19 protein-coding genes and 1 riboswitch are annotated in these 14082 nt (G+C 40.7%); of the genes, 12 read left to right on the top strand and 7 right to left on the bottom strand.

Features of this window, described 5'->3' with window-relative positions:
- Positions 1–90 precede the first annotated feature (90 nt).
- From CDG77_RS11155 to CDG77_RS11145, 3 genes are all read left to right on the top strand, one after another.
- Positions 91–651, top strand: coding sequence for a hypothetical protein (locus CDG77_RS11155; protein WP_094329443.1), 561 nt, complete (start codon positions 91–93; stop codon positions 649–651).
- A gap of 27 nt (positions 652–678) precedes the next feature.
- Positions 679–1452 (top strand): nucleoside phosphorylase, encoded by a 774-nt coding sequence (locus CDG77_RS11150; protein WP_094329442.1) that lies wholly within the window; start codon positions 679–681, stop codon positions 1450–1452.
- Between the two features lie 391 nt (positions 1453–1843).
- The gene (locus tag CDG77_RS11145) at positions 1844–2425 is read left to right on the top strand and encodes a retropepsin-like aspartic protease family protein (protein WP_094329441.1); all 582 of its coding nucleotides are present in this window, start codon (positions 1844–1846) and stop codon (positions 2423–2425) included.
- A 3-nt stretch (positions 2426–2428) separates the two neighbouring features.
- Here the strand turns inward: CDG77_RS11145 and CDG77_RS11140 are convergent, their stop codons facing one another.
- The 4 genes from CDG77_RS11140 to CDG77_RS11125 are packed head-to-tail and all read right to left on the bottom strand — an operon-like array spanning position 2429 to position 5108.
- Positions 2429–3262 carry an energy-coupling factor ABC transporter ATP-binding protein gene (locus CDG77_RS11140; RefSeq protein WP_094329440.1) on the bottom strand — a complete coding sequence of 278 codons (834 nt, stop codon included), beginning with the start codon at positions 3260–3262 and terminating at the stop codon, positions 2429–2431.
- Positions 3237–4049 (bottom strand): cobalt ECF transporter T component CbiQ, encoded by an 813-nt coding sequence (gene cbiQ / locus CDG77_RS11135; protein WP_094329439.1) that lies wholly within the window; start codon positions 4047–4049, stop codon positions 3237–3239. The genes CDG77_RS11140 and cbiQ (CDG77_RS11135) overlap by 26 nt, the downstream gene beginning before the upstream one ends.
- Positions 4046–4345 carry an energy-coupling factor ABC transporter substrate-binding protein gene (locus CDG77_RS11130; RefSeq protein WP_094329438.1) on the bottom strand — a complete coding sequence of 100 codons (300 nt, stop codon included), beginning with the start codon at positions 4343–4345 and terminating at the stop codon, positions 4046–4048. Before CDG77_RS11130 ends, cbiQ (CDG77_RS11135) begins: the two co-directional genes overlap by 4 nt.
- Positions 4332–5108 (bottom strand): energy-coupling factor ABC transporter permease, encoded by a 777-nt coding sequence (locus CDG77_RS11125; protein ID WP_094329437.1) that lies wholly within the window; start codon positions 5106–5108, stop codon positions 4332–4334. Before CDG77_RS11125 ends, CDG77_RS11130 begins: the two co-directional genes overlap by 14 nt.
- Before the next feature lie 26 nt (positions 5109–5134).
- A riboswitch (cobalamin riboswitch) is annotated at positions 5135–5288 on the bottom strand.
- Positions 5289–5446: 158 nt separating this feature from the next.
- Here CDG77_RS11125 and cbiM point away from each other — a divergent pair.
- The 8 genes from cbiM to CDG77_RS11085 all read left to right on the top strand — a co-directional run bounded on the left by cbiM (position 5447) and on the right by CDG77_RS11085 (position 11056).
- Entirely contained in the window at positions 5447–6199 is a 753-nt protein-coding gene (cbiM, locus tag CDG77_RS11120) for a cobalt transporter CbiM (protein ID WP_094329436.1), read from the top strand.
- Positions 6200–6229: 30 nt separating this feature from the next.
- Positions 6230–6604 carry a PDGLE domain-containing protein gene (locus CDG77_RS11115; RefSeq protein WP_094329435.1) on the top strand — a complete coding sequence of 125 codons (375 nt, stop codon included), beginning with the start codon at positions 6230–6232 and terminating at the stop codon, positions 6602–6604.
- A 43-nt stretch (positions 6605–6647) separates the two neighbouring features.
- Positions 6648–7427 (top strand): cobalt ECF transporter T component CbiQ, encoded by a 780-nt coding sequence (gene cbiQ / locus CDG77_RS11110; protein WP_094329434.1) that lies wholly within the window; start codon positions 6648–6650, stop codon positions 7425–7427.
- Positions 7428–7447: 20 nt separating this feature from the next.
- Positions 7448–8242 carry an energy-coupling factor ABC transporter ATP-binding protein gene (locus CDG77_RS11105; RefSeq protein ID WP_094329433.1) on the top strand — a complete coding sequence of 265 codons (795 nt, stop codon included), beginning with the start codon at positions 7448–7450 and terminating at the stop codon, positions 8240–8242.
- 219 nt (positions 8243–8461) lie between these two features.
- A complete protein-coding gene (locus CDG77_RS11100) occupies positions 8462–8668 on the top strand; it encodes a hypothetical protein (protein WP_181154470.1) in 207 nt (68 codons plus the stop codon).
- A 208-nt stretch (positions 8669–8876) separates the two neighbouring features.
- On the top strand, positions 8877–9245 hold the full coding sequence (locus CDG77_RS11095; protein ID WP_094329462.1) for a Crp/Fnr family transcriptional regulator: 369 nt from the start codon (positions 8877–8879) through the stop codon (positions 9243–9245).
- A gap of 188 nt (positions 9246–9433) precedes the next feature.
- Positions 9434–9799 carry a Lin0512 family protein gene (locus CDG77_RS11090; protein WP_104900000.1) on the top strand — a complete coding sequence of 122 codons (366 nt, stop codon included), beginning with the start codon at positions 9434–9436 and terminating at the stop codon, positions 9797–9799.
- A gap of 105 nt (positions 9800–9904) precedes the next feature.
- Positions 9905–11056: an endo-1,4-beta-xylanase gene (locus tag CDG77_RS11085; RefSeq protein ID WP_094329431.1), complete on the top strand. Its 1152-nt coding sequence runs from the start codon at positions 9905–9907 to the stop codon at positions 11054–11056.
- Between the two features lie 100 nt (positions 11057–11156).
- Here CDG77_RS11085 and fghA read toward each other — a convergent pair whose 3' ends face one another.
- A complete protein-coding gene (fghA, locus tag CDG77_RS11080; protein ID WP_094329430.1) occupies positions 11157–12014 on the bottom strand; it encodes an S-formylglutathione hydrolase in 858 nt (285 codons plus the stop codon).
- A gap of 64 nt (positions 12015–12078) precedes the next feature.
- Positions 12079–12870, bottom strand: a complete 792-nt coding sequence (locus CDG77_RS11075) for an ion transporter (protein WP_094329429.1) — start codon at positions 12868–12870, stop codon at positions 12079–12081.
- Positions 12871–12958: 88 nt separating this feature from the next.
- Here CDG77_RS11075 and CDG77_RS11070 point away from each other — a divergent pair, with 88 nt between their 5' ends.
- A complete protein-coding gene (locus tag CDG77_RS11070) occupies positions 12959–13384 on the top strand; it encodes a nucleoside deaminase (RefSeq protein ID WP_094329461.1) in 426 nt (141 codons plus the stop codon).
- A gap of 59 nt (positions 13385–13443) precedes the next feature.
- Here CDG77_RS11070 and CDG77_RS11065 read toward each other — a convergent pair whose 3' ends face one another.
- Positions 13444–13992 (bottom strand): hypothetical protein, encoded by a 549-nt coding sequence (locus CDG77_RS11065; RefSeq protein WP_094329428.1) that lies wholly within the window; start codon positions 13990–13992, stop codon positions 13444–13446.
- Between the last annotated feature and the right edge of the window lie 90 nt (positions 13993–14082).

The following is a 14082-nucleotide window of genomic DNA, read 5'->3' as shown; positions in this document are numbered from 1 at the left end:
TTAGATTTTTTCAGAAATCAAATACTAGTCCTATATGATTGCGATCGCCTCAAGCTTGCAGTTGCGTAAATTATGGTATAAAAACAAAAGATGACTGGTCAAATTAGCGATCAATTAATTTATAAAAGTCAAATATTCTCCATTGCAGGTGTGGATGGTGTGGGATTATTTGATCCAACGCAACACGGTTTTTCTCCTCAATGGGGTACAACAGCTTGTTGGCGAGGCTATTGTTGTACTTATAAGGTAATAGAAGAGACACTTTACTTAAAAGAATTAATTATCTCTCTCAGCCTAAAAGAGAAACTTGCAAAACAAGGGAAAGCAAAAGATTTTCTGGGTGTCTTACCTTCTCGTCGAGATACGCCTGTGGCTCATCCTAGCGCTATTTATGGTGAACTAAATTATCTTGTTGAATTTACAGGCAGTTTATTAGTAGCCAATAATTTTATTAAGAACCTATATGTTCATCTTGGCTTTCAATCTGCTTATAAATATGAGGAAGTTCATGAACTTCTCTTTGAAAGTGGTTATCTGATGCAAAGTATTAACCGCTCCGAAGAAATGGCAGAAATTCGCCAAAAGATTATTCCACCGTTTTATTTATATGACCAATGGCATCTTATCTGGAGAGGTAAAGACGGTTCGTAAATAAGATAATCCAAAATCTAAAATTTTATGCCAAATAAACGCTTTTATCACATTGGCTTTGGACAAGATGATTTAGGTTCATCGCCTCCCAGCATTGCTTTATTATCTGGCGACCCGGAGCGATCGCGTCTAATTGCCCAAACTTATTTCCAAGATGTCCGCGTGTTGTCAGAAAATCGCGGACTCAATAGCTATGTGGGATACTTACCAAATGGTCGCAGCATCTTATCAGCTACTAGTGGTATGGGTGCGCCTTCATTGAGTATTGTGGTGAATGAGTTAATCCAAGTAGGAATCCGGCAAATTATTCGCATTGGAACTTGCGGCTCAATTCAACCTTATATACCAGTTGGTAGCGTTGTTATTAGCAGTGCAGCATTATGTCGCCAAGGTGCAGCTTATGACATTGCCCCTGTGGAATATCCAGCCGCAGCAGATCCGTTTTTGACAGTTGCTTTAGTTAAAGCCGCGCGAGAATTAAAGGTTGAACATTACATAGGAATCACAGCATCAGTTGATACTTTTTACGAAGGACAAGAACGCACAGATTCAGCGAATCCAAATTTAATGCGATCGCTGCATGGTATTACAGAAGAATATCGGCGCTTGAATATCTTGAATTATGAGATGGAATGCGGCACGCTTTTTAAAATGGCAGGTGTATATAATTTTGCGGCTGCTGCTATTTGCGGTGTAGTCGCTGGGCGGACTGTGAGTGAAAATATCATCTTAGAACAGAGAGAGATTGCCGTTAAAAATGCGATCGCAACTGCTGTACATACAGCTACAACCTTTGAATAAGCTCAAAAATGTATCTTATCTAACTTCTTATGATGCCAGATTGAATCTGCTCTAAGTAGTTTTATCATGTCTTTATCTAATCTTTAATTTATCAATCAGTAATTATAGGTAAGATGTATTGAGTAAAATGCCATTTTATCTGATGGAGACACATAAATAAAAAACTTCATTAACTAGCTTTCGAGTAAAAAAGTTGTGTGGATATACTAGACATAATATATTAGACAAAACAATAACTAAAACAATGCAATATATTTGAAATTTGTAAAAGGTAAGTTCATAAAAATTACGTTTTTTATGAAATATATGTGGTTGTAGTACCTAATTTTTATAGCTATTATAATAAATTTATCTATTAAAGAATATCAGCAAAATTGGAGATAAATATAATATGAAGAATGCTTGTAGGCGTTGGATTAAGACGGTTAACCTAGCTGCGATGTCTACGACCGGCTACGCCTACACACTAATCCCGACACTAATATTTTTAGCATTCTCTCATCAGGCAATAGCTGACGATCCAGGAGCATGTTACATGGTAACTTCTTCCGGTAAAACCGTTAGATTAGAAAGGCTTTGTGGCAATATAGCCGCACCTTCAGACGACAGAGTTTTTCGAGTCTCAATCAAACGCCGCTTTGGTGGAACTCCTGTGATTGACGTTACCTTCAATGACAAAAAAACCTTTGAAATGATTGTAGACACAGGTGCTAGTGGAACCATTATCACTCAAAGTATGGCCAATACACTTGAACTCCAGGCTACAGGTACAATGCAAGCTCAAATTGCCGATGGTAGCGAGGTAGAATTTCCAACCGGTAAGATAAAATCTGTTGCAGTAGGTGGAGTTACAGCTAATAATCTTCAGGTAGCGATCGCACCAAAAGCAAGTATCGGCTTACTAGGCCACGATTTCTTCGGTAGCTATGATATTAAGATTCTGGAGAAAGAGGTTGAATTTCATCACCGTTAATCCTCACAGGACATTCCGAAATTGCTCTAATATTCGCTGTCGCACTCGTTCTATCACTACTTCTTCCTCAGCAGATAGCCCATCAAATAACATTTCATATATGAATGGTACACCCAACTCTAACTCCGATAAAAGTTGACGCTGACTAAATACATCTTGTGGTTTGCCTTCTATCATCAGTCGCCCTTTATCCATAACAAAAACCCAATCTGCCCACCGATAGACTAAATCTAAATCATGGGTAGCCATCAATAAAGTAGTGCCATCTTGATGAATTTTTTTCATCGTTGCTATCAAGTTGCGAGTATGTTTGATATCTAAATAAGCTGTTGGCTCATCCAGCACCAAAAGTTCTGGCCGCAGTACCATCACATCTGCTATAGAAACTCGCTTCTTTTGTCCTAAACTCAGATGATGTACTGGCCTTTCTGCTAAAGTAGTCAGCCCAAATTCAATTAAAGCTTGTTCTACTCGATCTTTAATTTCAGATTCTGGTAAACCCAAATTACACAAACCGTAAGATATATCTTCTTCAACAGTAGAAGCTACTAATTGTTGTTCTGGATCTTGAAATACTAGCCCCACCTTTTGCCGTAAGCTGCTAAGATAATTTCGGTTATAACTTAACGGTTCACCGCGCCAACGGACAATACCAGAATTAGGTTTATATAGACCATTCGCTAATAAAAATAGTGTAGTTTTACCACAGCCATTTTGCCCAATTAATGCACATCTTTTGCCAGATGGAATCTTCAGTGTTAGACCATTCAAAGCTGATTGCTGTGTGCCAGGATAGGTGTAATATACCTGCTCAAATTCGAGTAAATATTCCTGCATTCCGCCAAAAGTCCAATGCTATTAATACTACACAGCCGAAAATAGCTTCAATGATATATCGCCCTTGAGGATAATAACGGCGGGGATGCCAAACTCTAAATTCACTCACAAAACCCCGTGATTCCAGTCCGAGAGAGAACTGACTATATCGTTGTAAGGTTCGCTGTAATAGTTGTCCGATTAGTAGTGCTAAACTTTTCATCCCACTACGCCAAGTGCGGTAGCCACCACGAGAATTTTGGGCAGTCAACAATTCACTAGCTGTATTTAGCAGGATGAAAATAAACCGATACATTAGTAATAACAAATCGCTCAGAAGCACAGGAAATCGCAAGTAACGCAGAGTTTGTAATATCTCTGGGAAAGGGACAGTTAACATGAGAAAATATAAGCAAGAAACAGAAGCTAATGCTCTGGTTAAAATTCCCCATGCTTGGATACTGCCACTATGACTGATATAAATATAGAAGTGTCCGAGAGTTAATCCATACCACGAGTCTAATTGCACCTTGGACAAATCAGTAATTGCAACTCCATTCACCATCAAGGCTGGTAAACTCGTCAAACAAAAAACTATGGTGAACATTAACAACCGAAAATAAACACCAGCTGGAATTTTTGCATAAATAACTGTCCAAACACCCAGCCAAAGCGCTATCAAAATTTGTACTAGCGGATGGGTAACAAGGGAAATTGCAAGAGTAGTAAATGCAAAAATTATTTTATGTTCTGGTGGTAATCTTCGCAGTCGATTAGTGTAAGCTAAAGTGTCTAGTTGCAGGCTCATTCTTCACGTTTTTGTTGGGAACGTCCTTTATACAACCCAATTGCATAACCGACTACTCCCGCACCTAAAGCTGCTTGCGAAGCAAATAATAAGCTTTCTATTTCTCCACTAGCTGGTTCAAAAAATGATTTAAACCAGGGTTTATATCCAGGCTGGATTTCAGTAATTGCTTTTTCAGCTTTGTCATCAGAACCGGCAAATTCCCCACCACGTACAAATATTAATGGTGCAACTGCTAAAGCTAAGACAGCTACTACCAACAGCCAGTTACTCAACCCTTTTTTAGATTGACTCATTACCATTTCCTCGCTTGATTAATTGCAACAGTTCCAATTCTTGAGGATTATAAGATTGCAGCCAGTTCCATACCAACACAGTTAGTAATCCTTCACTAATTGCTAAGGGAACTTGAGTTATAGCAAAAATTCCGGCGAACTTGATAAATGAAGCAATAAATCCACCAACGGGGGCAGGAAAAGCTAGGGCGAGTTGAATAGAAGTGATAACGTAAGTGAGTAAATCTGCGATCGCAGCTGCGAGAAATATGGCGATTCTTTGTTTACCACCCAACTTCATTGTCAGATTATATATCCAGTAAGCTGCAAAGGGCCCTGCGATCGCCATCGAAAAAGCATTTGCCCCCAGCGTCGTCAAGCCGCCATGTGCCAGTAACAAAGCTTGAAATAACAATACCAAGCTACCTAAAACTGTCATGGTGAGGGGACCAAACAGCACCGCACCTAACCCTGTCCCTGTCGGATGAGAACAGCTACCTGTGACGGAAGGGATTTTCAACGCTGACAACACGAAAGTGAAAGCACCAGCCAAGCCCAGTAGTAGTTTTAGTTCCGGGTTAGCTTGGGTAATGCGTGTCAGACTACGCAATCCTAATAAAAAAAATGGTAATGCCACAACCCACCAAAAAATTGCCCACTGCACTGGTAAAAAACCTTCCATAATGTGCATGGCATAAGCGGGTTGGGGTAAACCAACTACCAAGTAAAAACTGATAACTCCCATCAGGGTTAGACTAACTAACGCCTGTTTTTTTCTTTTCATAACCTGTACCTCGCAGATTTATGTAAACGAATTGGTTCCCATCGGCGGGCATCCTGACTCACCTAATTTTGGCTCACAGTTGCGGGACAGCGCCGGATTCACACCGGACTTTCCCCCTTGCGTCCGATAGCGCAGCGTGGCGTTATGCTCCCCATCAGAACCGATTGGAGTAACTATATCACCATTACTCAAGCATCAAAACCGCGAACACAATAATACGATCGATCTAAATTGTATTTAATATGCCCCCCTAGTGGATTGAAGTTTCTAGAGAATACGTGGTCTACTAGACAACTGGACGCTTAAATCAATCTGGCTGCAAAGGACACTTCTTAAACATGGAAACAATACCATTTATGGGTGCTTCGTCCTTCGGCTGGCTGTACTGGGTAATACAGCCGCATTTAGCTATGCACATTCCAGATGGCTTCTTGAACTTACCCGTTATCCTTGTCACCTGGATAATTGCTCTTGCTTTAATTACACTAGCTATTAAGCGATCGCAAGCAGAATACCAAGAACGAGCAGTACCTTTAATGGGAGTTTGTGCAGCATTTATCTTTGCAGCGCAAATGATCAATTTCCCGATTCCAGGAGGCACTTCTGGACACCTTTTGGGCGGAACACTAGCTGGAGCTTTATTAGGGCCTTGGGCTGGATCGCTAGTTATGGTTGCAGTGTTTATCGTGCAAGCTGTTCTATTTCAAGATGGTGGACTAACAGTTTTAGGGGCGAACATCTTTAACATGGGATTAATCGGTACCTTTGGTGGTTACTATCTCTATCGCACAATAAGATTTGCTACTGGGCGCGATACCTTACGAGGTATGACAATTGGTGCGGCGATCGCTGCTTGGACAAGCGTAGTGGTAGCTTCAGTTATGTGTGCCTTAGAACTAGCTGTGTCTGGAACGGTTCCTCTGGCGGTAGGTTTAACAGCAATGGCTTCTTGGCATGTCGTAATTGGCATTGGCGAGGCGCTGATTACCGTAGTAGCACTTAGTTTTATTTGGCGGACTCGACCTGATTTATTTTACGATCCACCCCGTCAGACAAAATCACCTATGTCTCGTCCAGTCTCTCGTTATTAAAAGGTGTGACTAAATCAGGATTTAATACTTATGAGTAGCAATCTCTCGCGATCGCGCAACCGGGCTTTTGTTATCGCTGGCTTAGGTATTGCCTTATTGATTGCAATTTTCCTTTCGCCACTAGCAAGTAAAAACCCAGATGGGCTAGATAGAGTTTCCCAAGACCTAAAGTTTGACAGCAAAGAACTTGGAGAGAAACCCGCTCAGAAATTACCCTTTTATGGAATTTTTGATGAGTATGCCCTCAGAGGAGTACCAGAAGCGATCGCTACTCCATTAGCTGGATTAATTGGAACATTAGCAACTTTCGGTTTAGCTTGGGGTATTGGCAAACTAGTTATTCGTGGTTCTAGTTTACCTTCTACACAGTATGACGCTGATTCCGACTCAGATGCGCCAGATTAACAATTCGTAATTAGGAATCAAATACAGATAGGAACTTAACATCATGCTGCTGCACGTTGGAGTATTTGTATTAGATGTCGATAGCAAACAAGCGACTCTCTGGCACAAACTCGCTCCCCGTACCCGGATACTTTGTACCTTATTGTTTGTGTTTGCCAATGTTCTCACACCAGATGGGCATTGGTGGACTTGGGCTATTTATGGATTAGCTTTAATCAGCCTCATATTGCTAAGTAAAGTCACTCTATCAGTACTAGTGAAACGGTTAGCAGTTGAGTTAACGTTTATTAGTGTGGTTCTGTTGGGTACTTTATTTCGGGGTGGTGGTGAGGTGTTGTGGTCTTGGGGGCCATTGCAGATTACAACGGTGGGGTTAACTGTCTTAGGTAGTGTCACGCTTAAGGCTCTGTTATCGCTGCTAATACTAAACTTACTAACTTTAACCACTTCGGTAACAGCCCTCCTTCATGCCCTGTTGGAATTGAGAACTCCACCACTATTAGTTGCAATTCTGGCATCGATGTATCGCTATATCAGTGTGTTGATTGGCGAGTTTAACGCTATGCGTCGGGCGGCAGAGTCTCGAAATCTGATGAACAGGAATCGCTCTATTCGGTTAATTGTTGGCAACATGATTGGAGCGCTATTTATCCGCACTTACGATCGCGGAAATCTCGTTTATCAGGCGATGCTCTCACGAGGCTATCAAGGAGTGCCACCAATGATGGAAAAAGTCTCGCTAGGGGGACAATCTGATGTTGTAGCTTTAAGTCTGACTGTAATTTTGGCACTATTGGGTCAGGCTATTTACTGGCGGAAATAACTTTTTTTCGTGTTATCTCAATGCACCATAATCCAATATCAATTCAAAATCTTAGCTATACCTATCCTGATGGGACTCAAGCTTTAGACAAAATAAATTTGTCTATCAAGGCAACAGAGCGAGTGGCATTAATCGGAGCCAATGGTTCGGGAAAATCCACACTGCTGTTACATCTGAATGGAATTATCATGCCACAAGCGGGAGAGGTGACAATTGGAGAGTGGTCTGTAAATTCGGAAAATTTGCGAAATATTCGGAATTTTGTGGGTTTGGTGTTTCAGAATCCAGATAATCAGTTGTTTATGCCAACAGTTTGGGAAGATGTTGCTTTTGGGCCGCTCAATATGGGTGTGCAAGGTGAAGAATTGCTCCAGCGAACTCTGCAAGCAATGGCAGCAGTGGACATCGATCCCCAATGGTATGGACAACGCTATACCAATAATTTATCTGGAGGTGAAAAGAAACGGATTGCGATCGCTGGAGTCTTGGCAATGAACCCACAGATATTAGTATTGGATGAACCCTCTGCTCAGTTAGATCCCCGTTCTCGTCGGCAATTTATTGAGTTGTTACAAACCTTACCTCTGACACAACTGATTGCAACCCATGATTTAGATTTAGCTTTAGATTTATGCGATCGCACTGTTGTTCTCAGCCAAGGTCAAATCGTATATGATGGCCCAACCGAACAGGTAATGAGTAATCCAGAGTTTTTAGATGGGCACGCTTTAGAGTCACCACTCTGCTATAGCCGCCCTTACTGTCAGTTAGAACATGCACCTGTTAAGGCATCTCGATACCGCGAACTTGTTTAATTTACCCACATATAGGAATCCGATTTGATTTATGAAATAAATCTAAGTATCTGTAGGGTGTGTTATCGCGTATAACGCACCAAAGCTTTTGGATGGTGCGTTAGCCAGAGGCATAATATCAATTAGTTATAATTCCCACAGTCATTGTACCCCACACGCCAGACGATCCATTTGGAGAGACCCCTTGACGCTAGCCTCTCCCTTTGAGAGAACCCTTAGTTGGCGATCGCTGCTTATTCTGCTGCACTGGAAGTAAGAACGCGCAGCGCTTTTCCTCAAAACCATGCAGAAACTTTGTCAAATCTCGGCAGGTTATACCAAGACGAAAAACAGTTTAACTCAGCTTACAATACCTTTGTTAAAGCAATAGAAACAGTGGAAGCTTTGCGGGGTGAAATTGTTTCTGGCGAAGAAGCCAAACTCTAGAAGACTTGTGCGTACACCGTAGCTCCGACGGGCGAGAGGGGCGGTTTTGCCTAGTAAAGCCAGGGAAAGGTTTTTAGACGATTAGGGGACTAATCAGGAATTTTGTGGAGATTGAGAGTTAACCAACATAAAGTAGTATACTTTTTTGGGTTCGCCTAAAGCTATCAAAAAGTTTCGTCTAAAAACCAATAATTTTGGGGTTGCTCTAATGCTAAGTCCTGTATTAACAGTCAGTATCTTTCAAAAACAACCCGATCCTCAAGCATTTTCCGCAGGCGAAGTCATCTTTGAAGAAGGACAGTCTGGTGACAAAATCTACGGCATTCTGGAAGGAGAGGTAGATATATTAGTCAATGGCAAGGTTGTAGAAACCATTGAAACGGGCGAAATTTTTGGTGTTGGGGTACTTGTAGGAGTGCAAAATAGAACTTACACAGCTATTGCTAAGGTGGATAGCAAACTAGGTTTCCTCGATCGCGAAGGGTTTCTCTTTGCTGTTCAGGAAACACCCATGTTTGCTATACAGGTGATGAAAAGTTACTCAGAGCGTCTGAGTCGCTTGCAGCGTATGATCTAAATCACCTCAGCCCGTATAAGTTCCAAAACGAATCAGAATCTGCCACGAATTTTACCTTTTTCCCAGAAGGCTATAGATATATTCTCTTGCTTGGGGAGTTAGAAGTCAGTATTCAGAAAACTCTAGATTCAGACTTTTGACTCCTGATTTATATAAAGTGAAAGGTGCAAAATTTACTGGAGATAGCAATGGCGCGTAAACGCTTGATTATCGAGATGGGGATGGGAATAGATCAGCATGGACAAGAACCAACTGTAGCAGCATCTAGGGCTGTTCGTAATGCGATCGCTCACAATGCTTTACCTGGTGTTTGGGAGGTTGCAGGTTTAAGTCACCCCAATCAAATGATTATAGAGGTTCAGGTAGCAGTGCCATACCCAGAACAAGTTAGAGAAGAAGAGGTACTTGCTGTATTACCATTTGGGCGAAAAACCCTCACCGTAGAATCTGGGGGGATGGTGGTTCAAGGGCGGGCGATTCCCGAACTCAATGATAAAAATGATGAAATGTTGATTGCGATCGCAGCTGTTACAGTTCTGATTGAAGATGACTAGTTAAGGTAAAAAATAGACCAGTGGGAATCATCACCAAACCTCAAAAAGTCTCAAAACTGATTATGTAATATAATAATTCGTGTGTTTCTTAATTAAGTAAAATTTATGCCTTATCGGAGAAAATTTTTAACAAGAGCAGGATACACAACCCTTTCTGCCTTGTTGACTATGGGCTTTTTACAAAAGGATAAGCAGAAAGAAGACCAGAGTACGAATTATATTGCAGGAACTTATACAAATGTAGATTCTCCGCTTCGGCAAGTAGCTGCTGCTAAAGGTAAGCGTTATGGCGCAGCAGTTGATGCTGAATTTTTGCTGAAAGATAAAGATTACGCTAACCTAATTGCTCGTGAGTGTTCGATTGTGACACCGAATGGTGAATTAAAATGGAATGCCACTGAACCACAGCCAGGAAAATTTACCTTTGAATCAGCAGATGCGATCGCTAATTTCTGTCAGAAGAATAATATAGCATTACATGGGCATACCCTTTTCTGGCACATGGGAAGACCAGACTGGCTTCCTTATCCCCCAACTCTTGAGATGATGGAACGCCATGTTAAAGGAGTCATGGGGCATTATCGTAATAGCCCCGTTTTAAAGTCTTGGGATATTGCCAATGAAATTATCGCTGATAATGAAAATGAGACTGATAACGCTACCTACGGTTTGCGTAAAGGGGTAAAACGAGAATTAATTCGAGACTTGTTTAAAATTGCCGCTTCAGTTGATAACACCAAGAAATTTTACCTAAACGATTTTGGCATCGAAGGCGCTACATGGAAATCAAGCCGTTTCTTAAAAATGGTTGAGTATCTGAAGAATAGTGGCGTTAAAATTGACGGCGCAGGCATCCAGTCGCATCTATGGTTTTCTACCGCTTATGGTTTTGATGCCAAAGGATTTAGTTCTGTCTTAAAACGGCTTAACGATTTGGGAGTTAAACCAATGATTACAGAATTAGATATTATCATTGATACCCCACTACCCGATAGTATCCAAAAGCTAGACCAGATGGTAGCCGACAGTTACAAGCGATATCTTGACCTGTGCTTTGCTGCTAAAGTTGATACTGTGATTACATGGGGAATTACCGACCGTCATACCTGGATACGTCATCCCGACTGGATGCCAAAGAAAACCTATAGGGACAATCCAAGTCTCTGGAAATTTCTGCGTCCGCTTCCCTTCGATGAGAACCTAAAACCTAAGATTGCCCGCAATGCTATAGCCCAGGCTTTTGGGCAAGCACCTTAAGACTCCACTCACTAATAAATCGTCAGATGGAAGCTATCAGTTGAGCGAAATCAGCTTTACTGACAAAAAAGCAATTGGAAAGCTGAAGCTAAGAGGGTGTTTATTTAGTCACTGTAACTCCGAAAGCGATCGCATGGTGGCGGATATGATCTTCAATAAAACTGGCGATAAAATAAAAACTGTGGTCATAGCCTTCTTGGTAACGCAAATTTAGGGGTTGCTTAACATCTGCACAAGCTTGTTCAAAAACTTCTGGCATTAATTGTTCAGCTAAAAATTTATCGGCAGTCCCTTGGTCAATGAGAATTGCACTGTGATATCCTACTTGCTTGACCAATTCACTGGCATCATAAGCACGCCAACTTTCTTGATTGCTGCCAAGATAACCACTGAAAGCTTTTTTACCCCAAGGACAACCCATAGGTGCAGTAATAGGTGCAAAAGCTGATACTGATTTATAGAGTTCTGGGTTTCTCATCGCACAGACTAGCGCCCCGTGTCCGCCCATTGAATGACCGAAAATTCCTTGTTTTTCGGGTTGAGTTGGGAAATTTGCGGTAATTAAAGCAGGTAATTCCTGGACGACATAACTATACATTTGGTAGTTTTTACGCCACGGTTCCTCTGTAGCATCAACATAAAAGCCCGCACCTGTGCCAAAGTCCCAATCATCATCGTCACCTGCAATGCCACTATTTCGGGGGCTAGTATCTGGTACAACCAGCATCAAACCGTACTCAGCTGCGTAGCGTTGCGCCCCCGCCTTAACCATAAAATTTTCTTCCGTGCAAGTTAAACCAGAGAGAAAATAGAGAATTGGCACAGGTTTTTGAGTTGCTTGTGGTGGTTGATAGACAGCAAAGCGCATTTCACCGTTACAGCTTGAGGAGGGATGACTGTAAAAGCCGAGTTTGCCACCAAAGCTTTTATATTCTGAAATGAGATTGAGGTTAGGCATTGGTTATATTCTCTTTTCTGAGCAGTTGCCAAAGAAAGATTATCTTACCGTGAAATTTCCTTTTTCAATCAACCCTCCGACTTGGTAACTTAGTTCCGCACCTTTTACAAAACCCCGCATCTACATCATGGAAAGCCAAACCACAATTTGAGCAAACGGTTTCTACCTGATTAGCAGTTTTCACTACTCGCTTAATTAAATCCCCCACTTGCCAAGGAATCAGTGCAATTCCGGTAAAAATCATCAATACTGTTAGCAAGCGCCCTAATTCAGAAATGGGAATAACATCGCCAAATCCCACAGTTGTCATGGTGACAACAGAGAAATAGAATGCATCCAAAAATGTACCGTAATTTTGAGGATTAACCGGATGCTCTACTTGATAAATTAAACCAGAATAAATAAAAACAATTGCAAATAATGTAAATAATATTCGCGCAAAAATCATTCCATCTTCGGTACTGATACTGGCGAATAAAAATTTTCTATCTATAAATCTAATTAATCTTAAAATCCGAAACCATCGCAGTAGGCGGATAAAGCTAATATCCACCATTCCTAGAAAGAATGGTAAAATCGCCATTAAGTCAATAATCGAATAAAAGCTAAAAATATACTGAACTTTATTTTCTGCACTCCACAGACGGAGTGAATATTCCACCGCGAATATGATGACGATCGCAGTATCAACAAGATGCAATTGAAACCGCACAGAATCAGGGATATTATAAGTTTCCGCCACAAAAATTCCTGATGATACTAACACCATAGCGGCTAGTGTTAAATTAATCGCTTTACCTATTGGTGTTTCTAGGTCTGTTAAGTAGAATTCTGTTTCTTGTCTGCTCAGTAACATATTCGACCATTAACTAATCTTAATTCCCAGTTATAGCATTAGAAATACGATATTATTAATCATTATCCTTATGTTAACACCAGCTTATATGAACCCAGAATATTTTATGCGTTTAGCTTTGGCAGAAGCAAAAGAAGGAGATGCACCTTATGGTGCTGTGATTGTTAAAGATAACGAAGTCGTTGCAGTAGGTCATAATACTGTTATAAGAGATAACGATCCATCAGGCCATGCAGAAATCAATGTTATTCGTAATTTAACAGCTAAACTTAAAAACCCTTCTTTAGAAGGTTATAGCATATATACAACTGGCGAACCTTGTCCGATGTGTGCAACTGCTTGTGTTTGGAGTGGTTTATCAGAAATTGTATATGGTGCTTCCATTCAAGATTTAATCTCGATAAATCAGTCACAAATTAATCTATCTTGTGAAGAGATAATTGCTAAATCATTTAGGAATATCAAAGTCACCAAAGGCATTTTAAAGCACGAATGTTTAGATTTATTTAAATAGCCTGTAATTTAATTCGACATTTTTCGGTTCGCAGACTAACTAAATTTTGCCTACTACTTTTACGGCATAAAATTTATCTGATTGTTTAGAGGACAGTGAACACTTCTACCAAAAGAATCGCCAGTTTCTGCATCTATTAATTCCACAAGTTTGGCGTTATCAGTGCAGACACTTCTACCTTTAGACATTCTAAACTCACCTTGGACAAAACCAGTTATTATCCACACCATACGGTTGTTAGAAATCGATGATTTGTACATTCCTGTTTGGGCTGCGAATTCCTCGTAAGTTGTAAGTTTTGCTTCTGTTATTTGCATATTACTAGACTTTTTAATAGCACGTTCAATCGTAATCAGGCGGCTTGCTGGTAGGCTATTATTTGCAGGGTATATTCGTACTCCTGAGTTTAATGGTTTTGCTTGATTGACTTGCTTTTTTATCTGTACAGGTTTAGCTGTGACTGTCTGCACTAGCAGTAAAGTAGTGGTGCTAGCAAATACAAAAGCAGAAAATGAAGTTATTGTAAAAATATTAACCATATTGCAAATGCGCTTCATAATGCTCAGAATTCCAACAACTTCTACAGCAATTTTAGCGATTGCATCCACATTAGTAAATCCTAAGTTTAGTCTTATATATAGGACTAGTATTTGATTTTTGAAATGTGGGTAGGGTGCGTTATGCTACGCTAACGCACC

Source organism: Nostoc sp. 'Peltigera membranacea cyanobiont' 213 (genome assembly GCF_002245975.1).
Taxonomy (GTDB): Bacteria; Cyanobacteriota; Cyanobacteriia; order Cyanobacteriales; family Nostocaceae; genus Nostoc.
Note: the sequence above shows the minus strand (reverse complement) of the source record. Positions and strands in the feature narration are given on the sequence as shown.